The 24,032-nt window shown below is 37.9% G+C and carries 19 protein-coding genes and 1 pseudogene; 7 read left to right on the plus strand and 13 right to left on the minus strand.

Annotated elements, in window-relative coordinates; genetic code table 11:
* Positions 1 to 44: 44 nt before the first annotated feature.
* The 3 genes from mltG to pnuC all read right to left on the minus strand — a co-directional run bounded on the left by mltG (position 45) and on the right by pnuC (position 2,639).
* The gene (mltG, locus tag QGN23_RS00420) at positions 45 to 1,082 is read right to left on the minus strand and encodes an endolytic transglycosylase MltG (RefSeq protein ID WP_282905090.1); all 1,038 of its coding nucleotides are present in this window, start codon (positions 1,080 to 1,082) and stop codon (positions 45 to 47) included.
* Between the two features lie 19 nt (positions 1,083 to 1,101).
* The gene (dapF, locus tag QGN23_RS00425) at positions 1,102 to 1,878 is read right to left on the minus strand and encodes a diaminopimelate epimerase (RefSeq protein ID WP_133440131.1); all 777 of its coding nucleotides are present in this window, start codon (positions 1,876 to 1,878) and stop codon (positions 1,102 to 1,104) included.
* Positions 1,879 to 1,967: 89 nt separating this feature from the next.
* Positions 1,968 to 2,639, minus strand: a complete 672-nt coding sequence (pnuC, locus tag QGN23_RS00430; RefSeq protein WP_282905091.1) for a nicotinamide riboside transporter PnuC — start codon at positions 2,637 to 2,639, stop codon at positions 1,968 to 1,970.
* A gap of 219 nt (positions 2,640 to 2,858) precedes the next feature.
* Here pnuC and QGN23_RS00435 point away from each other — a divergent pair, with 219 nt between their 5' ends.
* Both QGN23_RS00435 and QGN23_RS00440 read left to right on the plus strand, forming a co-directional pair.
* Positions 2,859 to 3,068 carry a hypothetical protein gene (locus tag QGN23_RS00435; protein ID WP_282905092.1) on the plus strand — a complete coding sequence of 70 codons (210 nt, stop codon included), beginning with the start codon at positions 2,859 to 2,861 and terminating at the stop codon, positions 3,066 to 3,068.
* A 221-nt stretch (positions 3,069 to 3,289) separates the two neighbouring features.
* Positions 3,290 to 4,840, plus strand: coding sequence for a serine hydrolase (locus QGN23_RS00440; protein WP_133440134.1), 1,551 nt, complete (start codon positions 3,290 to 3,292; stop codon positions 4,838 to 4,840).
* A gap of 427 nt (positions 4,841 to 5,267) precedes the next feature.
* On the opposite strand, the gene QGN23_RS00445 is transcribed toward QGN23_RS00440, so the two are convergent.
* From QGN23_RS00445 to QGN23_RS00475, 7 genes and pseudogenes are all read right to left on the minus strand, one after another.
* Complete coding sequence (locus QGN23_RS00445; RefSeq protein WP_282905093.1) at positions 5,268 to 5,747, minus strand: hypothetical protein; 480 nt, start codon at positions 5,745 to 5,747, stop codon at positions 5,268 to 5,270.
* 744 nt (positions 5,748 to 6,491) lie between these two features.
* Positions 6,492 to 6,815 (minus strand): hypothetical protein, encoded by a 324-nt coding sequence (locus tag QGN23_RS00450; protein WP_133440136.1) that lies wholly within the window; start codon positions 6,813 to 6,815, stop codon positions 6,492 to 6,494.
* A 537-nt stretch (positions 6,816 to 7,352) separates the two neighbouring features.
* On the minus strand, positions 7,353 to 9,491 hold the full coding sequence (locus QGN23_RS00455) for a catalase (RefSeq protein ID WP_282905094.1): 2,139 nt from the start codon (positions 9,489 to 9,491) through the stop codon (positions 7,353 to 7,355).
* Between the two features lie 27 nt (positions 9,492 to 9,518).
* On the minus strand, positions 9,519 to 10,085 hold the full coding sequence (locus QGN23_RS00460) for a YciE/YciF ferroxidase family protein (RefSeq protein WP_282905095.1): 567 nt from the start codon (positions 10,083 to 10,085) through the stop codon (positions 9,519 to 9,521).
* Between the two features lie 580 nt (positions 10,086 to 10,665).
* Positions 10,666 to 10,974, minus strand: a complete 309-nt coding sequence (locus QGN23_RS00465) for a hypothetical protein (protein ID WP_282905096.1) — start codon at positions 10,972 to 10,974, stop codon at positions 10,666 to 10,668.
* A gap of 143 nt (positions 10,975 to 11,117) precedes the next feature.
* On the minus strand, positions 11,118 to 13,898 hold the full coding sequence (locus QGN23_RS00470) for a multicopper oxidase domain-containing protein (protein WP_282905097.1): 2,781 nt from the start codon (positions 13,896 to 13,898) through the stop codon (positions 11,118 to 11,120).
* 7 nt (positions 13,899 to 13,905) lie between these two features.
* Positions 13,906 to 14,279: pseudogene (locus QGN23_RS00475) on the minus strand (heavy metal translocating P-type ATPase); the annotation flags it as partial.
* Between the two features lie 210 nt (positions 14,280 to 14,489).
* Here QGN23_RS00475 and QGN23_RS00480 point away from each other — a divergent pair.
* Complete coding sequence (locus QGN23_RS00480) at positions 14,490 to 14,621, plus strand: DUF4372 domain-containing protein (protein ID WP_282905098.1); 132 nt, start codon at positions 14,490 to 14,492, stop codon at positions 14,619 to 14,621.
* A 495-nt stretch (positions 14,622 to 15,116) separates the two neighbouring features.
* On the opposite strand, the gene QGN23_RS00485 is transcribed toward QGN23_RS00480, so the two are convergent.
* The 3 genes from QGN23_RS00485 to QGN23_RS00495 all read right to left on the minus strand — a co-directional run bounded on the left by QGN23_RS00485 (position 15,117) and on the right by QGN23_RS00495 (position 17,734).
* Positions 15,117 to 15,782 carry a response regulator gene (locus QGN23_RS00485; protein WP_133440140.1) on the minus strand — a complete coding sequence of 222 codons (666 nt, stop codon included), beginning with the start codon at positions 15,780 to 15,782 and terminating at the stop codon, positions 15,117 to 15,119.
* A gap of 11 nt (positions 15,783 to 15,793) precedes the next feature.
* Positions 15,794 to 17,455 carry a tetratricopeptide repeat-containing sensor histidine kinase gene (locus QGN23_RS00490; RefSeq protein ID WP_282905099.1) on the minus strand — a complete coding sequence of 554 codons (1,662 nt, stop codon included), beginning with the start codon at positions 17,453 to 17,455 and terminating at the stop codon, positions 15,794 to 15,796.
* 84 nt (positions 17,456 to 17,539) lie between these two features.
* A complete protein-coding gene (locus tag QGN23_RS00495; protein WP_282906426.1) occupies positions 17,540 to 17,734 on the minus strand; it encodes a hypothetical protein in 195 nt (64 codons plus the stop codon).
* On the opposite strand from QGN23_RS00495, the gene QGN23_RS00500 reads away from it, so the two are divergent.
* The 4 genes from QGN23_RS00500 (at position 17,694) to QGN23_RS00520 (ending at position 24,023) form a co-directional block, all read left to right on the plus strand.
* Complete coding sequence (locus QGN23_RS00500; protein WP_282905100.1) at positions 17,694 to 17,891, plus strand: DUF4372 domain-containing protein; 198 nt, start codon at positions 17,694 to 17,696, stop codon at positions 17,889 to 17,891. The two genes, QGN23_RS00495 and QGN23_RS00500, sit on opposite strands and share 41 nt — an antisense overlap.
* Before the next feature lie 786 nt (positions 17,892 to 18,677).
* Entirely contained in the window at positions 18,678 to 20,582 is a 1,905-nt protein-coding gene (locus tag QGN23_RS00510; RefSeq protein WP_282905102.1) for a hypothetical protein, read from the plus strand.
* Entirely contained in the window at positions 20,579 to 21,487 is a 909-nt protein-coding gene (locus QGN23_RS00515; RefSeq protein ID WP_282905103.1) for a hypothetical protein, read from the plus strand. The genes QGN23_RS00510 and QGN23_RS00515 overlap by 4 nt, the downstream gene beginning before the upstream one ends.
* 19 nt (positions 21,488 to 21,506) lie before the next feature.
* Positions 21,507 to 24,023 (plus strand): Hsp70 family protein, encoded by a 2,517-nt coding sequence (locus QGN23_RS00520; RefSeq protein WP_282905104.1) that lies wholly within the window; start codon positions 21,507 to 21,509, stop codon positions 24,021 to 24,023.
* The last annotated feature ends 9 nt before the right edge of the window (positions 24,024 to 24,032 follow it).

Consider the following 24,032-nt stretch of genomic DNA (forward strand, 5'->3'; position numbering starts at 1 on the left):
AGAAATCCCAGACTTTTCATTTGGGATTTTGGTAAAGCCTTACTTTATTGAATGTTTTTAGAATTCAGCCAGTCTTGGTATTTTTTCGCATTCACGGCGTGCTCGGCTGCGCTTGCTGTAAATTTATGAAAGCCGAACCGGTCTGGATCTGCACACATATAAATAAAATCATTGTGCCCGGCATTTAAAACCGCATCCACGGAATTTTTATCGACCATACAAATCGGTCCAGGAGGGATTCCTGCCGAGAAATAAGTGTTATAAGGAGAGGGTTCCCGCAAATGTTTGTAGAAAACTCTTTTTAGTGTTTCGCCCTGAAAATTATTGGCTTTACTTACGGCGTAAATTACGGTAGGATCGCTCTGTAATTTCATGCCTTTGTGGTATCTGTTCAGGTACAAACCGGCCACGGTTTTCATTTCGTCCGGTTTGCCGCCGGTTTCTTTATACACTAAAGAAGCCAATGCGTAAATTTGATTACGGCTTAATCCTGATTTCTGTTCTTTCGCTTTTCTTTCGGCAGTCCAAAAACGGTTGTAATCTTTTTCAAATTTTTTAAAAAATTCTTCGGGTGTTACCGTCCAGAAAAAGTTATAGGAGTCGATGAAGAAATATTTTTTTAAATCTTCGGCATTGTTAAATCCTTTTTGGACCGCAATTTTATTTAAATCATCTGCAAACCGTAAAGAATCGAGTTCTGTCTTTTTTGCGACTTTCCCGATCATTTGATAGACCGTATAAAAATCTCCGATCCGGAAGGTATTTTCGGTTTGGTTGCCGGCTTTAATCATATTGACCAAATCAGTGTTATTGGCGCCGGATTTTATCCGGTACCGCCCGGCCTGGAAAAAACGGTTCATGCCTTTGGTTTTGGCAACTTCTTCAAACTGTTCTTTGTTTTTCAAATAAGGGGCAATGGAATCTAAAATAGAGTTGAAATTGGCCGAATGAGGAATCAAAACATAACCTTCTTTGCTTACATTATTTCCGTAAAATTTCTTATAATACTGAATACCGAAATAGCCAGCAATTAAGAAAATGATGAATATGATGACGGAAATTATTCCCTTGCTTTTTTTCATAAATCTGAAATGATCTATTTTATAAATTTATTTTTCCTTTGAAAACCTGTTTTGCGGGTCCTTCTAACCAAATGTTTTTGAAAGATGATCCAGCCTGCTCTGCATAAACTTTCAGGTTTCCACCCAATACTTTCACTTTTACGGAAGGTTTGTTTTTACCCTGCAGAAAAACAAGTGCCGCCGCTGTTGCTCCTGTTCCGCAGCTGAAGGTCTCGTCTTCGACACCTCTTTCATAGGTTCTTATGAAGATTTCGTCCTCAGAAATTTCTTCCACGAAGTTCACATTGATTCCTTCCTGACAATAAGACGCAGAATTTCTGATTTTGTTACCATTTTCGAAAACTTTATAATTCTTTAACTTTTCAACAAACGTTACAAAATGCGGAGAACCCGTATTCAACTCGAAATTTCCGTCGATATTTTTTATGGCATCCACGTCGATCATTTTAAGTTTAATGATGCCGCTGTTGATTTCGGCTTCATGTAAACCGTCAATGGCGCTGAAGGTGGTGAAATCCTCAAAAACATCCAGAAAATGAGCAAAAGCAACAAGACATCTTCCGCCATTTCCGCACATCGTGCTTTCGTTTCCGTCGGAATTATAATAGACCATTTTGAAATCGGCTTTTTCATCATTTTCCAACAAAATCAGTCCGTCGCCACCGATGCCAAATCGGCGGTCGCAGAGCTTTTCGATGATTTCTTTCTCTTTAGGAAACTGTAAATCGCGATTGTCGATCATTACGAAATCGTTGCCTGTTCCCTGATATTTATAAAATTCAATGGTATTTTGCATAAAATTAAAAGTTTTTTTTAGCCTCCTGTTTTTGGGACATCAAAGATACTCAAAACTTTATCATTGAACCGGGAACGTCATCGTTAAAATCAGTTGCTGTGATTGGACTGGTGGTGCTTTTTCCATTCGGTGTATCCGATAACGGCCATGGCAGTAAATACCAAATATTGAATGGAAGTGATTCCCAAACCTTTGTAAATCATCATCGGAATGCAAATAAGATCACCGACAATCCAGAAGATCCAGTTTTCAATTTTGCGTTTTGCCATTAACCACATTCCGACCAGGAAAATCGCGGTTGTGAAAATATCCAGCCAGTTTGCCCAGTCGAGATGATATAATCCCAACTGTACATTTTCCATTGAAAAATGATTGTCAATGTACGGTTTGTAAAAATATACGGTGGTGACCAAAATCAAACTGACGAAAAATAAAATTCCGGAAAAAATCCATTCTTTTTTGTGCGCCCATGAAACGGAAACGTGCACGTGGTCTTCGGAACTTTTCGCCCATAAAATCCAGCCGTAAACACTCATTACGGTATAGTAGAAATTAATCATCGTATCGCCGAGCAGTCCGAAATTGAAAAGAATGTAAACGTAAAGTGCGGTAGAAATTATCCCCGTAGGGTACACCCAAATGTTTTTTTTAATGGAAAAATACACACTCAAAACCCCGAAAATGGTGGCGATCGCTTCGAGCACAATTTGAAAGGTGTCGTATGATTCATAAGGCTGCAGGAAGAGATCGTGGAAATTCATGAGTTCAAAGATAATAATTTCGCTGAAAGCGGTTTTGCTTTTATGGTGAATTTATCAGGTACTGCATTTATTAACGATGATATTTTGAGCCCGTCTATCAAAAAAAACAATAATTTTATGCTGCTGAATCTTTTTTTAATTTAAAATAGGGCAAAACCCTCACTTCATCGGAAACCGACCTTCTAAAAAACAAATATGAGGGATTAAAAGTTGTCTGATGTGCCTATAAATAAAAAAAGGATTTCAATAAAAAAGACGGTTAATCAAAAATTCATTGAAGATCTTTATTTCAAAAACATCACTGTTAACAGCAAATACGGAGTGATAAGAAAAAACGCGTCCAATTTGGTGTTTGAAAATGTGAAAATCAATGGCATCAGTGATTATAAAGTAGCCGGTGGATTAATGAAGGCCGTGGTGAAAAAATAGGAGGTTATTTTTCCCGCCCCGGAACTGCCTCCGAAGTTGGGTCCGGTCATTATCCGCCAACTTCAGTAGAGAAAAGAACAATCCATAAAATATTGCTGAAAAAAATTCTATCTTTGAACCAACAGTAGATAGAGTGCCATTTAAGATTAAAAATGGCTTGTAACCAACCCTGCTGAACATCAAGTAAAAGCATTTAATATTTAATCCCAAAACCATTACTAATGAAGACCAGATTATCATTTCTCCTCATTCTTATTTCCTTTTTTGCATTTGCTCAAACCGAAGAAAAAAAACTCGATGAACTCATTCAGAATACGTTAAAAACTTTCGATGTTCCTGGAATTTCCGTAGGGATTATTAAAGATGGGAAAGTGATTTATTCAAAAGGTTTTGGTGTAAGATCTTTAACAACGAATCAACGAATGACCGATGAAACTCTGGTCGGAATCGCTTCCAACTCCAAAGGTTTTACCGCAACCGCTCTGGCAATGTTGGCAGATGAAGGTAAATTAAACTTTGACGATAAAGTTTCTAAATATATTCCCGAATTTCAAATGAATGATGCGTATGTTTCACAGGAAGTTACCATCAAAGATTTGATTACCCACCGGGCCGGTCTTGGTCTGGGACAGGGGGATCTGATGTTTTTCCCGGAAGGCGGCAGTTTGACTGTAAATGATATCATCCACAATGTAAGATATCTCAAACCAGATCATTCATTCCGTACCACTTTGGAGTATAATAATGTAATGTTCATCGTGGCAGGAGAGGTTATTCACAGAGTTTCCGGACTTTCCTGGGCGGAATTTATTGAGCAGAGAATTTTAAAACCTGTCGGCATGTCTTCCAGCTACGGAAGTTACAACCGCGCAAAGGCAGCCCGTGTTCCGAATATTATCGATGCCCACGCACCGGTAGATGGCAAAGTTGTTGCCGTCCCTCACGACTGGAATGAAACCGGAAATGCTGCCGGCGGAATTATCAGCAATATTAAAGACATGTCGGTCTGGGCCGAGTTCCTGATGAATGGTTTTACGACCAAAGAAGGGAAAAAACTGGTCTCTGATAAACAGATTCAGCAGCTTTGGAATTTACAGATTTCTACGCCGGTTGCTTTGAAAAATCCTTACGATTCTAATTTCGCGGGGTACGGATTAGGATGGTTCATCACCGATGTGAAGGGCCATAAGCAGGTTTACCACACCGGCGGATTAATTGGAACGGTAACTCAGTTTACCTTAATTCCGGATATGAAACTCGGAATTATCGTATTGACCAACCAGCAAAGTGGCGCAGCTTTCAGCACGATTACCAACACCATAAAAGATTCTTATTTGGGAATGCCTGAAAAAGACTGGCTCAAAACTTATGGCGACAGAATGGCCAAAGTAAATGCAGATTACGATAAAGGAAAGAAAGAAATATTCGCGAAATCTGAGGCGTTTAGAAAAGATAAAAACGCACAGATTAAAGCGGATCAAATCGTTGGAACCTACATTGATCCATGGTTTGGTGAGGTGACAATAGCTAATGAAGGCAAGACTTTCCGTATTTACTGTAAGAATTCTCCGAGACTGAAAGGGGAACTGTTGCCTTATTCTTCCAATGTAATGATTGCAAAATGGGATGACAGAAGTTACGATGCCGATGCTTTCGTTAATTTTAATTTAAATGAAAATGGAAAAGCGCAGGGTATGAAGCTAAAGCCGATTTCAGATGTGACCGATTTTAGTTTCGATTTTGAAGATCTTGATCTGCAGAAAGTGAAATAAGTCTTTATTTTTATCAATCCTCACCGATAAATGATAAAAACAAAGTTCAATTTTCATTAATCCAAGGTAGGGCAGAAGTGAGGATGTAAAAACAAAAACTACCTGCCCCACCTTCCGGATAATAAGCCTTAGGACGTTCTTTTCCATTCTTCCACTGATTGGTGGTTTTCGTAAAATACCGTCATCATCAGCCGACCGGTCACCTTCTGCACTATGGCTATGGGTGGGCAGATGGCCGCACGAAAAGATTCGTTCGGGAGAAAGGGGATTCAGTTAAATCTACAGAAATATTACCGTTTTGGAAAAAGTAAAACTGCTCCTACACAACTTTAAAAAAGATTATTTTTTAGGATTTTGAGAACTAATGTCGCAGACTACTTTGTGCAACGGTTTAACCGCGGAGCCTGGCGGTTTATTGAAGATGGAGTTAAAAAGGCCTGTCTTTTTTAGTTTTAAGGTCATCCAGGAACAGAATTATAATTAAAACTCCTGACATCATGCAGCCTATCAACGTCATAATGACATCATGAATATCGAAAGGATATAAAATTGTCCGTACCGTTTCCCAAACAGTGAAACCAATAAAAGTGAACAGAACCGAAAAAATAATACTGTTGTAAAGACTGTATTTTCCATAGTACATCTTTAGAATTCTATGAAAAGCAAATAGTATTGCAACAAATGCGGCAGCCCCAAATAAACTGGGTAATGTACCTAAGAGAAATTCATTGGCAGATGATAATTCAATATTTTTGGGACGCAGGAAGTACTGAATATAAACTACCCATGAGATAAGAATTAATTCCCATACTGTAAGTATGACATACCGTTTTTTATCCTGTTTGTCTGATTTGTTAATTTCTTCACTAAAGTTGATATTTTTTACCTCTTCAATTAAATTTTTCATTGATGTATTGCAATGGATCGTGTAGCTATTTCTTCTTTTCAAGTGGCCTTGGTAGTACGGAAAAGTACCAGCAAATTCACGAGCCGCCGCTCCCCAGTCAAAGATTCAGCGAATGTAAGTCCGGTAAAATTTAACTGAAACCTACCGAAGCGGCCTATGGAAACAAAATTCAGTTCAGACCAAACGGAGCCCCATGTTTTTTCAATGGAGCTAAGATAATTAAAAATGTGGAAATGGAATATCGGAAATTCTCCAACTTCTTTAAAGAAAATATAAATGAGTGCTGCATTTGCTTAAAAAGAAATTTTCTTTTTCGCGACGCTAAAGGGTGGAGGATTTCTTAAAAATTCATCAAAATTACACCCTTAAGGATTGGGGAAAATTAATTTTGATGAATTTTAAGCAGACTTCAAATATTGGAGGCAAAGGAATAGCATCATTCAACGTTGCACTCAACGCCGGATTTTGTCAATTCTATGCAGGTGTTTTAGTTGAAACACAATTTCATCGTCTCTGTTATAAACTCGTTTCTTTTGTCAGAAATTTGAAGATGTATCACTTATTATTTTCAATATCAATCTGATGATTTCTATTTTTCTTTGTCCAGTTCAGGAGACCGCTTTTTTGCTTTCCAACCGCTGTCGGAAGGGATTGGGCTTTTAAAAAACCACAAGCTAAATCAGTGTACCTTCCTGATTCATAGAATCCGAAACCCGCAGTTGATGTGAAAATACTTCATTTAAATTAGCGGTGTCTTACCCCTTTCTGATGGTACTGTACATTTTTTACCGTCTCTTTATAATGATTGGGGGTTGAAGCGTTAGGATGGGATGAATGAGAAGCATCTGTTACAAAATGGTCCTCCGGTTTTGCATTTCTGATTTCTCTGCCGTTCTGATAGGTCTTATGATCAGCACTGCGGTAGATTTGTCCCTCGTCATAAAGCGTTCCATCGGGAGCAGTATATTGCCGTTGTACGGTTGCTTTTCTTTTTCTTAAAAAAGCCATTGCAAGTGTTCCTATTGCTGTAGCTGCCAGTCCTATGGCGATTTTTACAGGGGTCTTCATATTTTTATTATTTGAGAATCAATAGACAAAATTCTTGCCATTATTCCCAGATGCCTCGCGGGAACACGACTGCGTCACCGCATTAACCCAGATGAAGATGATAAAATTTTTAAAATGCCAGATCAAATGCTCCCTACCAAAAAATTTGATGATACCTTTAGGAGGCTGTTTGAATAAGTTTTAACAATTATAAAAGGCAAAAGAGCGATGAAAATTACACGCTTTAGGGATGGAGGAAATTAATTTTGATGAATGGTAAACAGGCTCTGGAATTTGTTTTATTAATTATGGATATCCGTTTATAATAATGTAAAAATATCAATAGTCCTTGTGATGAGGTTCTAGATTTTTTCCTGCCCTTTATTACCCCGTATTAAAAAAGCGGCTCAGGAGCCGCTTCATAGAATGGTAAAGAAATATAACAGTGCGCTGCGTACCCACAGATTTTCACACAAACCTCTCGGACAGAACCTTTAAAAGTTTGAGAGCTTCCTGCTTTAAATTTTAAAAATGAAAAAATAAACGCGCTGCGCGGTATTATGCAGGAACTCCGTTGTCTTTTTCCCTGTCCCAAAAACGGTGCAGTCTGATGTTTTCTACGAAATCATTTAAAACGCCGGAAGTAGTGATCCCTTTATTTTTCAACGCTGATTTTGGCAATGCTTTTTCCAGCAATAACCGGCCATTTCCGTCCGTTGAAATGGGTTTGCAGTGTTTAAAGGCTTCCGCAATAAAATGAACAGCATCTGCATTTGCGGAAAGGATTTCCACACTGTCGCCTCCCGGCACATATACTGCATCAAACACCACAGATGCGGCGGTTAACAGACTGTCATCAATTGGATACTTTTCGCCCGACTGCGTAGTTACGAATCCATGTCCCGGTGCAATTACGGCAACCATGGCTCCCCGGTCACCCAGTTCTTTTTTTACCTCGGTAAAGGCTTTATCATTAACCCCATCTGCAGTTAAAATGGCGATTCTTCTGGCCCGAATATCTGTCGGGAGCTTTTTCGCCATGCTGAGCGATGGGGCCTTATCAATCGGTAATTTTTCTTTGAAAGAGTGGTAATGCTCAGGATCTCCGTCTGCCGGTATGCTGCCGGTGATCGGCTGCGGCAGTTTCTGGGGAATCAAACCTAGATGGTCTCCAACCGTTTTTGAAAGTTCCCCATCAATTTCTAAGAGCATATTCACCATTCTCTGGCGGATCGGAACTGTTTTTACCTTTCCCAGTTCGAAGGCAAAGGCGTTTTGAATGTGGCGTTTTTCATCGGCCGACATGCTGTTGTAAAAAAGCGCAGGCTGACTGAAATGATCAAAAAAACTTTTACTTCTCCGTCTTATTTTATTGGAATCTATGCGTTCTTCAAAAGAGGAAAATCCTCCTTCGGCAATCATGGCCTGAAAAGGGCAGCCTCCTCCGAGGGAATTAGGATTGTACGCTACTTTCCCTTTATTAATCTGCATTCTGTGCATTCCATCCCGCTGATTATTGGTCACCTCCGGAATGGATTTGTTAATGGGAATTTCATGAAAATTCGGTCCTCCCAATCTTGAAATCTGCGTATCGGTGTAAGAGAATAATCGCCCCTGCAGCAACGGATCATTGGTAAAATCAATTCCCGGAACCAGGTGACCGGGATGAAAAGCGACCTGTTCGGTCTCTGCAAAGAAATTATCCGGATTCCTGTTTAAGGTCATTTTTCCGATAATTTCCACCGGCACCATTTCTTCGGGAATTAATTTGGTGGGGTCCAGAAGATCGAACGGATACCGATGCTCGTCTTCCTGCGCTACAATCTGCACGCCCAGTTCCCACTCCGGGTAATGGCCTTCATCAATCGCCTCCCACAAATCTCTCCGGTGAAAGTCGGTGTCTTTCCCGGCAATTCTTTGCGCCTCGTCCCAGGCTAATCCCAGAACGCCCTGTTTCGGTTTCCAGTGGAATTTTACGAAATGAGATTTCCCTTCCGCGTTGATAAAACGGAAGGTATGGATTCCAAACCCTTCCATCGTGCGTAAACTTCTCGGAATCGCACGGTCGCTCATCAGCCACATCACATTGTGCATTGCTTCCGGCATCAGCGATATAAAGTCCCAGAAGGTATCATGGGCGGAAGCTGCCTGCGGAATTTCGTTATGCGGTTCTGGTTTTACCGCATGCACGAGGTCCGGAAATTTAGTGGCATCCTGAATAAAAAATACAGGCATATTATTTCCTACCAGATCATAGTTTCCCTCCTGGGTATAGAATTTTACGGCAAATCCGCGGACGTCTCTTGGTACATCAGTAGATCCTCTGAATCCTGCCACTGTAGAAAACCTTACAAAAACGGGTGTTTTTATTGAAGTGTCATTTAAGAATTTTGCTTTCGTATATTTTCCCATCGGTTGATACAGTTCGAACACACCGTGTGCTCCAGAACCTCTTGCATGAACAATCCTTTCCGGAATACGCTCATGATCGAAGTGGGTTATTTTTTCGCGGAGGATAAAATCCTCCAGAAGCGTTGCGCCTCTTTCGCCTGTTTTCAGGGAGTTTTGATCATCATTAATTTTCAGTCCCTGATCAGTGGTCAGGAATTCACCCTGGTTATCGGTGGTGAATTTACCAAGCTGTTCCTGTTTAGGATTTGCCCCATTTTCAAATGGTTCACTTTCATTTATTTTCATAATGTAGTTCTAATGTTGAAGGGTTAATTAAACGGCATTTAAATCTTTGGACTGAAGCTTTCCGTCCACAGCCTGTGAATTTAAGTTGGTGTCTGCGATGGAACTCAATAAGGAATCAGATTTTTTTTCTTCGCCTAAAGTCTTGAGCAAGAGATCAAGTGCGGCTCTTTCATTCAGCGTTTTAGCAAATGCGGCAAGGGTTCCGTATGTGGCGATCTCATAATGCTCTACTTTTTGCGCACTTGCAATAATTCCTGCATCCCGGACAGGACCCGGTGCGGTCTCTTCCATAATTTCTTCCCCTTCTTTAATAATTCCCTCCATGGCTAAACATTTTTTACCTTCCGGTTTCACTCCCATGGACTCAAAAACTTTTTCCAGTCTTTCCACCTGCATTTTGGTTTGGGCCAGATGGTCTTTAAACGCTGTCTTTAATTTCTGATCTGTGGCCTGCTCCAACATTTTAGGTATTGTTTTTACCAGTGCATTTTCGGCCCAGTAAATGTCTTTCAAACCATCAATAAAAAAATCTTTAAGATTGGTGATGGGTTTACTTGCGTTTTGTGCTTCGTTCGCACTTTTCTTTTTTGCCATAGGTTTAAAATTTAGAGTTGTTACCATTTCCTGTATGCAAATAAAATTCCATTTATGTTAATGTATATGTAAAAAGAAGAATATTTATTTAATGATTATGTAAGATAAAGGCTTTTTTAGGATTGATTTGCAGGAATACAGGGGGTCATGGGTCAATTGAGGTGAATTGAGGTGAATTGAGGTGAATGGTGAATTGAGGTGAATGGTGAATTGGAAGAATGGAGATTGGTGAATGATGAATGTTGAATGGGTTCTTGCGCGATTGAGTATTTGGCATCGGGGTGCTCCTTTTTTTAACGCAATGGGTTGAGGTTCAATGGTGGTAAAGCAGGACAACAGGGTTTTGTACAATCTAGAAGTTGGCTTTGTACTGTTGGTCACGGTTAATATCCACGATATTGGAAAATGAAGGCTTTACCCATTAATATGCGGTGAGCGAACCTGCGGTCTTTAGGCAGTGGGGCATACTATAACCATACTATATCCATACTGTATTCATTCTATATCTATTGGATTCGGTATCTTGGGGTAGTATTGATAACTGCTAATAAGATGGCGTAACTCAAAGGGGTTCTTAAAATTACCGGAAGGCCGCGCGGGCTTTGTGATATAAAGTGATGGGAAAGATGATCGCGTGGACTCTTAAGTCGACCCTCCAAGTAAACAGTTTTTCAATAGAAAGCTGCGTCATTGCGGCCGTCTTCTTGGTACGGATCACTTTCAGGGTTCCTTTGGTCACAGAGGATGAGTCACGGATCGGTGAGGCTTCATCCAGAATTAAATCTTCTGACTCATGCTCTTTTGCGGTACTGTAATGATTAAGTTTTGAACTGAGTCCCGGTGAAGTCTGGAATTCTATGATGTGTTCCAGCTGCTCTATGGGGTACATTTCATTATTACCAAAGGAGAAGGCGAACGGCTTCAGTTAAAAATAGATGGTCACCTGTTTTTCGCTCTCCTTTAAACATAAAAAAAGAGTGCAGCCCCAATGACAGGCTGCACTCTTTTATTGTTTTTTGTAAAGAAGATATCCTAGTAATTCAAAGTGAGTCCTGCACCCCAGCTCATGTCGCTGTCATAGTGTGTGGAGATCCCAAAATTCTTTGTAACGATATATTTAAGACCTGCGCTATATTCTTTGTCAGTATTGATCATGAATGCCCCGCGCAAACGTGGTGAAAGCGGAATGTCTTCACGCTTCAGCTGAAATCTTACAATACCGTCTGTAAATATTTCTGCCTGCAGATCTACCAGCATCGGAAGTCTGTACGTGATACCGGCGCTGAAAGTTTTTCGTTCGTCTTTTGTGTTGGCTTGTCCAAAAAGGTTTTTTTCAATATTGTTCCTGTCAATCTTTCTGTAATGGTAATTGAATCCGATAAATGGTTTCAGCCACTGCATCCGGTCCACATATCTTCCGAGCTGGGTTTCCACTTCGTAGCCGTGCCGGGGACTGTAACCTAAGCGCCATTCTGTTCCCAATTCCCAGCGGGTATTTGAGATTCTGGCCCTACCATCATTACCATTAGTAGCAAAATCGTTTTCAGCCATCAGGTGCCACATGTTACTTTCGCGCTGAAGCTTTTTATAGGCCGACGCTTTATCGGGCAGCAAAGGATTCTGATCATCGCCCACAGCGAAAACACGGTTCATCCCTGCCATCATGTGATAGAGGATGTGACAGTGGAAGAACCAGTCACCATCCGTTTTTGCTGTAAATTCTATGACATCGGTTTCCATGGGCATCATATCCAGCACATTTTTGAGAGGTGCCTGCGCGCCATTTTTGTTGAGTACCCGAAAATCAAATCCGTGCAGGTGCATGGGGTGACGCATCATAGAATTATTAAAAAGGGTAATGCGGAGGATCTCGCCTTTTTTGACCACTATTTTGTCGGATTCTGCCAGGACTTTATTGTCCATGCTCCAAACGTAGCGGTTCATATTTCCGGTGAGGGTGAACTTGAGATCGCGCACGGGCCTGTCTTTTGGGAGCGAGGTGTCATAGGGGGATTTCATCATGCCGTAATTCAAAGTGGTAATTCCAGAAGTTGGCATCTGGTGCTTTGAGTGATCCACTTGCGCCTCACTGGTGTTCATGTTATCCATTTTTATTGCGTCATTGTTTTCTGCGGTAATTTCTGGATACATCACCTGATTCATATCCATGGTCTGGTAACTCATCTCCATACCCATATCCTTCATGTCACCGTTCATCTTCATCATGTCATTCATCATTTTCATCCCTTCAAAATATTTAAGTTTGGGTAATGGTGCATGCGCTTTTTTAATTCCTCCACCAATGTAGACCGAAGCCGATTTTGTGCGGTCTTCGGGCGTAACGAGGAATTCATAGGAGGTGTTTTTTTCAGGAATTTCCACTACGACATCCACCGTTTCGGAAACCGCGAGGATAAGGCGGTCAACTTCGACCGGCTCAATATCCAGTCCATCACTTGCTACCACTTTAAATTTTCCTCCTGCATAGTTGAGCCAAAAGTAGGAGGAAGCACCACCATTAGCAATTTGAAGCCGCACTTTGTCACCGGCTTTATATGCGGCCAGCTGGCTTTCTATTTTACCGTTAATCAGGAATGCATCATAGTACACATCGCTCACGTCCATCGCCATCATCCGCTTCCATTCATTGGTAAGCTTTGTTTTAAAATGACCCTCTTTGATGGCTTCTGCATAACTCTGAGTGCTGCCTTTCCTGAGGGCAAACCAGTCGTTGGTGTGGTGGAGCATCCGCTGAACATTGTTGGGATTCAGGTTTGTCCACTCGCTCAGTATAAGGTGTTCAGTGGGCAAATCATCTATTCCGGTGCGGAAAGTAGGGTCTTCCGGACGTTTCTTCAGAATGATCATGCCATACATTCCAATCTGCTCCTGCAGGCCCGTGTGGGAGTGATACCAGTGGGTGCCGTTTTGGATGATGGGAAACGAATACGTATAAGCGGAATGGGGTGGAATGGGTTTTTGGGTAAGCCACGGCACACCATCTTCGCGGTTGGGAAGATGCAGACCGTGCCAGTGCAGAGAAGTTTCTTCATCCATTAAATTATGAACGATCACTTCTGCGGTGTCGCCTTCGTAAAACACCAGTTTTGGCATGGGAATCTGCCCGTTTACGGCAATGGCGCGTTTCTGTCTGCCCGCAAAATTCACCAGCGTATCTTTTACATAAAGGTGGTAGGTTACTTTGCGGCCGCCTTTCAGCTGTTTTTCAGGCATTGGCATCACCATTTTGTGCTCACCATCTATCTGGGTGTTTTCATGCGCAGAATGATCTTCTTTATTTCCTTTTTGGAGAACCAGATTCATACCGCATCTGGGACAGTTTCCTGGTTTATCAGAAACCACTTCGGGGTGCATCGGGCAGATGTACCTTTTTTGCACAGCTTCATGCTGCTGTGGATTTGAAGTGGGATGGTCCTGTATTTTTACGGTGACCGGAGCCGATTCTTTTGGTACCGTTTTAACCTTTGGGAGAACTTTTTTTTTAAATTCCGTTTTAGCCTTTGCTTTTGCAGGGGTAGGCGTCTGGTTTTGAACAGAAGTTTTTTTCACCGCTGCATCTTTTTTTGGAGCAGGTGCCACTTGTGGCTTCTTCACCACCGATACCGGTTTTGCTGCCGTTTTTTTCTCAGTAATGGTTTTTTTTACCAGCGTCATGCCGCAAATGGGGCAGTTACCGGGTGCTGATTTCACGACCTGCGGGTGCATCGGGCAAGTGTAAACAGTTTTGGTACTCTGGGAATACGTGGTTATGGACAGTGTCATCAACAGAAAGAGCGACAGTAGGGATTTCATTTTGTAGTTATTTAATTTTTAATAAACTTGTGTTCAGTGGTGCTACAATGGTACCGGCACTCATCAGCACGGCGCCCATCGCTGGACTCAGCAAAAATGAGGGATATAGAATACCGGCCGCTAACCGAATTGTCAGGACGCTGTAACCCACTGCCCATGCGAGGTTTTGGGTAATTTTTGCGGTAGTTTTTCTTTTCCAAGTCAATCATTTTTGCAACGGCACCCGGGTCACTGTTCACCGGAATAATGTCTGTAGTTTTCAGCGGCAACATCTGTTCCGAAACCTACCGCAATACCCACCTCAGTCTGCGCTAAATCCTGTGCATCGTTTACTCCGTCTCCTGTCATCGCAACGATTTCTCCTTTGTTCCGGAATTCTTTTTAAAAATTCCCAAAAATCCATGGATCGTCATCATGGAATCCCCGCCGTTTTTTCAATTACAAATTCTGGGTGTTGTGTATATATACTTTGTTTAAAATCAACAGCGTCCACAACGTTGTGAATAAAGGTGAAAAAAGAGGGTCAGGTTTAGTATCTAGAGGGATCTTTGAGTTGCCCAACAGAACCTCTCCCTCTCATGGCAAATAACCTTGTTTTCGCAAATCATTGAAAGATTAGACCGTTCTAAATTCAATAAAATTGTAAAATACAGAGAAACCGGTCAACACAATAAAGGTTTTAACAGTTGGAATCACGGTGGATCAATTTGGTTGCTGAGTTAAAGTCACAGATTACAAATCTTCAAAACCGGGATATTTATCGTTGAGCTATTTGCCTCTATTTGATGCAAAAATAAAACTGATCGACTGCTTCAAGTAGTTTTAAATGATACTATTTATCACAGGGGTGTTTGAAAACTGTATTGATTTAATACCATCAATTACTATCTTTGATACTATCAAATGATAATATCACGAATGAATTCGAGTTTACGAGATTGCACCCGACCGTATTATAAAAATAGTAAATAACGGATGAAACCACCTTATACCATCACTGAAAATATTTTAGCGTTAATTGCCTCTATTTCAGAAAAGATGGGAGATTAACGGAATATCAATTCAGATAGTGTCTTATTGCTACAATTATTTTAGCCCATCTTTTTCATCAAAATTATTTTAAGAGATTTTCGATAAAGAATATTGAAAATATCCGTAAAAAAGCCACTTTCTATGAAAAATTGAAAGTGGCTGTGATTTGATGTACCCCATTCTGTTTTAAATTACCCCTAAATCTTTACAGAATGCAATCAGCTGTTCATTATTATTAATTTTCAATTCCTCTTTTAGAATACTCAGTCTTTTTTCAACACTGCTAAGGCTGTTAGGTTTGATATCATTAGTCACGAGATAGGTAGGGATGTTTTTCTGTATCACCCCTTTGGAAAGAAGTGAGACCAAAGTAATGTCATAGGAAGTAAATTCATAGCTGTTTAGTTTTTTTACTTCATGTTTTATGTCCAGGGCAAGATAATTTTTACCGGCAAATACTGCATCGATTGCCTTTTTGAGTTCTTTAGCATCGTTTCTGGCTTTTCGCACATAACCGTTAATGCCATTCTCTTTGAATAAACCATCAATAATCCCTGATTTCTGTTCTGCAGAAAAGACAATTATTTTAATGGAGGGAAGAACCGCACGAATTGCGCTGACCATTTCTTTACCGTCTTTTAATTTCTGTTCCCTATGATCGGTGTCAAAATGGAGATCTGTAATCACAAGATCGTAGGGTGAATGGTCCCTGATGCTTTTCCCGACCTTGGCCATGGCATCATCACAATAGTGTACGTAGTCTACTGTAGGGATATTCAGATCATGAAGTGTTCTCTGTAAGGAAAGGTTTTGGATTTCGTGATCTTCGGCGATTAAAACTTTTTTAAACATAGCATTTTTATTTATAAGCCAGAAAAGGAGAAATCTATTTTTAATCCTTTTTCTGTTTCAGTGTCAAAAATAATCACTCCCTGCAGATTTACAATACGGGATTCCACATTCCGCATTCCATTTTTAAAAATAGTTTCTTTTTTTATTCCTATTCCTGTATCTCTGTAGGCTACCGTAATCCTGTCTTCCATTCTTTCAAATCGTAACGTTACCCGATCTGCATGACTGTGTTTTTTCATGTTAACAAGCAGTTCTCTCAATATTTGATAGACTTCCCCTTTTTTGATGTGACTGACCCCTTCCCAAATCGATGGGTCATTTCCTGCAATAACTGTCTGTACGTTGTGGGTATTAAAATACCCTATTAATTTTCTGATTTTTTCACTGAAAATTTCCGGGCTGTCGTGTACCTCAATACCTTCATACGATATATTCCGGGATCTATCGTAGACGTATTCCAAATCATCAAGGGTTTCATCTCTGCTGATCTCCAGATTGTTTTCTAATTTGGTCATCAGCTGATAGATCCCGTTGGCCACCACGTCATGCACTTTTTTCGAGTATTTTAACTCCGTTTTTTTTACTTCCAGGTCTTTTTCCTGCTGCAGTCTTTTCCTTCTTTTCTTAGAAGACATTATCACAGTTATCATTGTAATTATCAGTCCTGCCGCGATCATCGCCAGATACATCAGTTTCTTTTGAGATTCCAGTTTTTCAACTTTCAGAATACTGTTTTCGGCTTTGCTTTTTTCTACCCCATACCGGATCAGAGCAAATTGATTTTTGGCTTTGCTGCTTTTTAATTGAATTTCGGCACTGAGGGTATTGTACGTCTGAAAATTGTCAAGGTAATTATTTTTATCCAAAATAATGATTCTCTTAATGGCCTCCAGAACATCCGGAGTACTATTGGCTTCTACCGCCGCCTGTTTCATTTGTTTTGCAAACTGTAAGGAGACTGCAGGATCTTTATCGGCATAGTAATCACACAGATTGATATAGCTTGAATTTAAACCATGTCTGTTACCGTCTTTCAGTCTGATTTTTAAGGCTTTATGGTAATAGGGTACAGGATTAAAAGTGTTGTCACTAAAATGTTTTGCATAAGCCCAATTGTTTAAAGCTCTTGCATAATTGATGCTGTCTTTAACCTGAAGTGCAACTTCCAAATTCCGAAGGGCATTTTTAAAGTCCCCTCTCATTATTAATACATCCCCAATATTATTATAATACACATATTTATTTTCGGGATGGGTGACAAATTTTAAAGCCAGTTTATAAAAATTCTCAGCATGATCAAAGTTTCTAAGTTTAGTTGATGCAATGGCAAGATTATTATAATTTGCCGCTAAAAAGCCTTTAGAAATACTGTCATTTTTATTAACCAACAGCGTGTCGGCTTCCAGCGAGGTTTCAATACTTCCAAAATAATCTCCGTTATCACACTGTATTATTGCCATATTGATAGAAGCCTGTGCGGCTTTTACAGAATCATTATTCAGTAAATATTCATCTTTTGCTATGCTGTAATAATAAAATGCAGAATCGGAAAGCTTCTCCCCTCTAAATAAATTAGCTTTGTCGTGATTCTTACTGTTGACTGCAGGATTTTTATTTACAGGATCCTGTTTTTTACAGGAATAGAAAGTAAAAAAGATTAGAATTAATATCATTCTGAACATATTCAATTTTTCATGCAAAATAATGAAAAAAGGCAGATATCCGGTATCTGCCTCTTCATAAATGTGTTATTATGGTTATGGAGTAGGTGGAGTCTGTCCTGTATTCCCGCCAATTGGTCCATGAGGCCCACCAGTACCATCGCCACCGTCGGTTTCTGTTCCCGGGTCAAGGCCTTCTGTATGAGTGCTGGTTTGGATTCCTACATTGTTTGAATTTTTGTAATAAGTAGTGTTTCCATTATGGTTTCCCCATGCTATTCCCAATAGCATTAAAATTATAAAACGCAGAGAAACCAATCAACACAATAAAGGTTTTAATAGTTGGAATCATTTAGTTGCGGTGCTTTTCTGCCAATTTGCAAAAAGACAGTCAGTACGCGATAGTAGTAATGGTCTTAGATCCTCTGCTGGAAATCTCAATCATTGAGGTGTAAACAAAGTGCCTTCCAAATCCTCAATCAGTTATCAAAATAAAGACGCACGCACATTTTAAAGCGTTTAACAAATGATTTTTCAATGCTAAATGTTTGGGACCTCCTCTAACTTGTTATCAGGGGTGTATTCTGAAAATTTTAAATTTATCCAGAAAAATTTAACAGAATTGTGCAACTTTTAAGAATCTAGATCATTTAGGATAGGATTGATAAAATACCTATTTTAATGAAATTAATGAAATTTTAAGCTGATTTTATTGCTGATTACGGAAAACCGTAATTGTGTTTAAGTAAATTGTTATACTTTTAGAAAAAAATAGCAAATGACTTTTAAAATTAAATAGGGAAAAAAGTTTATGGGCATACTTTAAATACAAAAACAACTTATAAAAACTGATTGTTAGTCGATTATATTGATTATTCTCATAACCTTTTGGTTATTAAGGTACAATGAAAAATTACTCCACAAACGTTTCTGGCAATCAATAGCAATCTATAAAAAAGACTTTAGAATTTGATCATAGAGAAAGAAAATATGATCTGCGGGAAATATGGAATGTCATTTTGTATAACCTGTAATGAGAAGTGATGAGAAGAAAACTGGTTTTCAGCCCACCTGCAAAAGATGGATTATTGAGCGTACAATTTCATGGTTTGATAATGACAGAAGATTGTGTAGAAATTATGAACTAATAATGGAAACCTTTGAAAATATAGCCAAATTATCCGCCACATAATTTTTATTGAATAAAATTTAAACAGACTCCTAGTATAAAAAAATGCAAAAAATAAATAACAATCCATTTCGTGTAATTGGGATAGTTGCCAATTCATCCGCGAAAGAAATTCAAAGCCGCAGAGGTAAAATTCAGGCGTATGCTAGAGTTGGAAAAGAAATTTCTTCCGAATATGATTTTGAATTTCTAGAACCTGTTGCACGTAGCGAAGAAGTTATAAATACGGCTTTTTCTGAAATAGAACAACATAAAAATATAATAGACCATTCGCTTTTTTGGTTTACTAATCTTAATCCAATTGATGAAACTGCCATCCAGCATTTAATAAATGGTAATAAGGAAAAAGCAATTGAAATTTGGGAGAAAATTACGGAAGGAAAGGAGATTAGTTCTAGAAATTTTTCCGCTTTTAATAATATTGGGACTCTTTATTTTTTAGAGGGATCTGAAGATAAATTAAAGCAGGGAATCGAGCATAAAATAAAACTGATAGAATCAGATCACTTCCAAGATTTTGTTCATTCAGTCGCAGATGAAATGTATACAATTGATTCAGAGAAGCAGGTTCAGTTTTTAATTGATGATTTACTAAAACAAATTAACGGTAAATATTCGACTTCCGACAAAATTGCATTGTTTGATGGTAATCCTTCTGTGAAAAATTATCTTTCAGGTAAATTCACTGAAGAACCTTTGCATAGAATTGAAACACAAATTGAGCAGTCCAAGAAAAAAAGAGCTTCTAACAAAATCAACGCCTACCGCTTCGGATCTGATTTGTTTGAAAATACTGGAAATGATTTATCCCAATTAAAATCAATTTTAGGTATAAGTGATCTTAAATATAAGATGATTTCGGACAAACTTGCAAAAGAATTACTGCAGTGCTCAATTGATTATTTTAATGAAAGTACAGAACAAGAAATAGACACCGATTATTTACAAGAAGCTATGTCATTAGCTACCATGGCCCAAAACATAGCTGTCAATAAATTAACAAAAGACAGAATTAAAGACAATATGGATACGCTTGAAGACATGAAAGATCGTGAACTTTCTCATGCAATTCAAGTCTTACAATCCGTTAAAGATTCATTTGAAGAAAATGAAAGAGAAATTAGACAGCAAGTAAAACAAATGCAGGATAATGACATTCTTATAAAAATGGGTCATAAAACTATAAATTGGGTTGCAGTAGAGGCTAATATTAAAAACTCTATTAATTGGGAAACTGTAAATGATTTATTAACTGAGATTTTACCCGATAATAAATTAAAGAAAATCAAGCATTGTGATAATACCGAATCTAAAAATGAATTGTGGGAATTATTAAATTGGATTAAAGAAAACACTTTAAAGAGTTCTACAATATCAATGATAATTGATAAGTATAAAAGAATTCCTCCGAAATTATATTTTGAGATTTTGTCGGCAGATGTGACAAATACTGATTCTAAATCCAATATAATTAATAGCCCATTTTATATAGAAAATATTAGGTATATAGGATTAAAGTTAAAATTAAAACCTTTAATAAATAAAAAAGTTACCTTATATAAAAAATATATAAATCCCGAAGGAAAGTACAGCAATAGTTCTAAGTCCTCTCCACAAGGCTACACAAGTTGTAATGAAATAACAATAACTTCAGAAACCAATACTATAGACCTTGGGGGTTGGGGAAATGCAACAGAATGCACTGCTCAAGTTGGAGAACATAAAATAGAAATATATGTAGATCATTACAATGTATACACAAAAACTTATCAGGTTGATTGGTCTCCAGGAAAGAAAACTGCACTAAAAAGAAATTTATCAATGTTGGAAGACGAATTATTGGAAGTCAAAAAATTTAAATTATTTAGAATGCCAGAAGCTAAAGAAAAAGAAGTCAATGATGTGCAAACTAAAATTAATAAAGCACGAAAAATATTAATGAATAAATGAAAAAAACTCTACTCATACCCATTCTCTTTTCTGCAACAATAATTTTTGCACAAAATCAAAAAAAAGAATTACAAACGCAACAGCAGGACATTACTGTTTTAAAGCAAAGTATTAATAATCAACAATCTGTAATTGCCAAGCAAAAGAGAGAACTAACAAATCTTTCTTTAAAAGTAGGAAATCAAAAAAATCAGATTGACAGTTTAAAAACGGTTACGGAAACTAATGCCAATAATATTAATAAAATAGCAGAAGATTTAGGATCGAAAATTCAGCAAAGTGAAAGCACAAGCAAAGATGGAATTGCCAAACTGGATAAGAATGTAAATCAAAGCCGTTTATATTGGATTATAGCAACATTACTGACATTACTTTTAGGAGGTATTCTATACTGGCTTCTTGGAAAACGAATCCAAAGCAGTAAAATTGATGTGGAGACACAGATTAAAAATACTAAAATATCTTTAGAAGAAGAAGGTGTCAAATTAGACAATAAGTTGGTAGAAGTCTTGGAAACACAATTAAAACTGAAGCAGGAAACAAAAGAAACTCTAAGCACAATCCAGCACCCAACAGAAATCGATCATTCATTAGCTTTGAAAGTTGCAGATGAAATTGTAAGAATGCAAAAAAATATTTCAAAAATGGATGAAGATATCAAAGGATTAAAATCACTGGTAAAAGGTATTGAAAGAATACAAGCAAATTTTGCTTCAAACGGTTATGAAATGGTCAATCTTATATATAAAGATTATGATGAAAGAATGAATATTGACGTAATCAATTTCGTGACAGATGAAAATTTGGTAGATGGAAAAAAAGTTATTACGGCGGTTATTAAACCACAAGTGAATTTCAACGGTGTTCTCATTCAACGAGCACAAGTTGATGTTTCACAAAACTAAAATATTAAAAAACATTATAATGGCAAGAACTAAAATAGATTACGGTATAGACTTAGGAACAACAAATTCAGGGATCTCTAGAATGGAGAATGGAGAAGCAAAAATCATAAAAATAAATGGTCAAGATGATACTATGCCATCTTGTATTGCATATAACAAAAAAGGAGTTTTAGCAGGAAAAAAAGCATTTGCTGTTTACCGTAGTGACCAAGAAGCAAGCCTATCTAAAGATATTGAACCAAACGCCTTTATCGAGTTCAAAAGAACAATGGGAACCGATAAAAAATATTTCAGTTCAAATATTGCAAAAGATTTGAGTTCTGAAGAATTATCCGCAGAAGTTTTAAAAACGCTTAAATCCTTTGTAACAGACGAAAATGTAAATGCGGTTGTTATAACTGTTCCAGCAGCATTCAAAAATAATCAAATTGATGCCACGAGAAGAGCAGCAAAACTAGCAGGGTTTGAACATACAGAAGTTTTACAAGAACCAGTCGCGGCTGCTATGGCTTATGGACTGGACTCAAAAAAGAAAGATGGGTTTTGGCTGGTTTTTGATTTTGGAGGCGGAACATTTGATGCTGCTCTACTAAAAGTTGAAGATGGTATTATGAAAGTTGCAGATACAGAAGGAGATAATTATTTGGGTGGAAAAAATTTAGATTTAGCAGTTGTAGACGAAATAATTATTCCACATATCCAAAAGAATTATACAATTGATAATATTTTGAGTGATGATAACAAAAAGGCAAATTATCGTGACGCATTAAAACCTTTTGCAGAGGAATTGAAAAATGAATTATCATTCAATACTGAATTCAATTTATATAAAGAAGAAGGTTCTGGTACAGATGATGATGGAGAAGAAATCGAAATTGACTTAACAGTATCACAATCCGAATTAGAAAAAGTGTTATCTCCTGTTTTCCAAAAAGCTTTAGAGATTTCCAAAAGACTATTAGAAAGAAATAATTTACAAGGTTCGTCTTTGGACTCATTAATTTTAGTTGGTGGCCCAACATTTTCTCCCGTATTGCGAAAAATGTTGGAAGACCAAATTTGCAAACCCGACACCACTGTAGATCCAATGACTGTGGTTTCTAAAGGTGCTGCTTTATATGCTTCAACCGTTACCGTTTCGGAAGAAGTTGCAGAACAGACAAGAGATCGATCAAAAATTCAGATTGAAATTGGACATGAATCTACCACGGTAGAAATGGAAGAATTTGTGACGCTGAAAATTTTAGTTGAAAAAACAGAAGGCATAATTCCCGAAAAAGTTTTTGCTGAAATTACCAGAAGCGACAAAGCTTGGGCAAGCGGTCAAATTGAAATTAATGAAATCGGCGAAGTGATTGAAGCGAATCTGCTAGAAGGTAAAACCAATGGTTTCGAAGTCACATTATATGATAATAATGGTAATATTATTGAAAGCGAACCTAAAACATTTACTATAATTCAAGGACTAGGAGGAATTGGTTCAATGCAAACACTTCCATACAACTTCGGTATTGAACTAAAACAAAGAACAACAGGAAAAATAGTATTTTCTCAAGTTCAAGGATTAGAGAAAAATAAATCATTACCAGTAACTGGGACAAAAAATAATCTAAAGACTCAAAAGCAGATTCGTCCTGGTATGGAATCTGACTTTATAAAAATTCCCCTTTATCAAGGAGAACATAAATCAGAAGGTACTAGAGCAATCTATAATGAACATGTTTATGATATTATTATTAGTGGGAATGATTTGCCAGCATTATTACCTGAAAACAGTGATGTAGATTTAACGGTTAATATTGATAAATCGCAAGAAGTTACAATTCAAGCATTTTTTCCATATCTTGATCATACAGAAGAAATAAAAGTTCCGACAGATAAGGTTCAATCAACTGCAACTACTTGGCTTGCCAATGAACTACGCAAAGCAAAAGGTACAATCGAAGAATTGAAAGAGGATAATGTTACTACTGACAAGGTTCAAAAACTTGAAAATGAAATTCTTGAATTAGAAAAGAAATTTGAAAACAATAAGAATGATGTTGATGGTAAACAAGAAGTTTTAACAAATCTTAGAAAAACACTCAAAAAAATTGATGAATTAAGTGAAACTACAGAGTGGCCGAAATTAGAAGAAGAACTGAAAGAAGAATTTTACCGTTTAGAGAAAGCCAATGCCGATTTTGGAAATGATCAAACTACCGAAATTGTAAATCAGGTACGAACTCAATTGGATGAAGTACTCAAATCCCAAGATCCTAAATTAGGAGCTGCTTTGTTAGATGAGATAAATAGCATTTTTATTAAGATTACTTTAATTTATCAGCTTATTAATATAATCAGAGGACACAACCAGCAGTTTGATTCTTATAGTTGGAAGAACACCCATCGCGCAAGACAGTTAATTAATGAAGGATTACAGGTAATCGGGAATAATCCGACAACAGATGAATTACATCCTATTGTTATGGAATTATTTGATTTGCTTCCAGATGAACAAAAACCTAGTGGAGACGATACGGTTTTGGTGGGTTAACCTTTAAAT

The sequence above is a fragment of the Chryseobacterium gotjawalense genome (assembly GCF_030012525.1).
Taxonomy (GTDB): Bacteria; Bacteroidota; Bacteroidia; order Flavobacteriales; family Weeksellaceae; genus Kaistella; species Kaistella gotjawalense.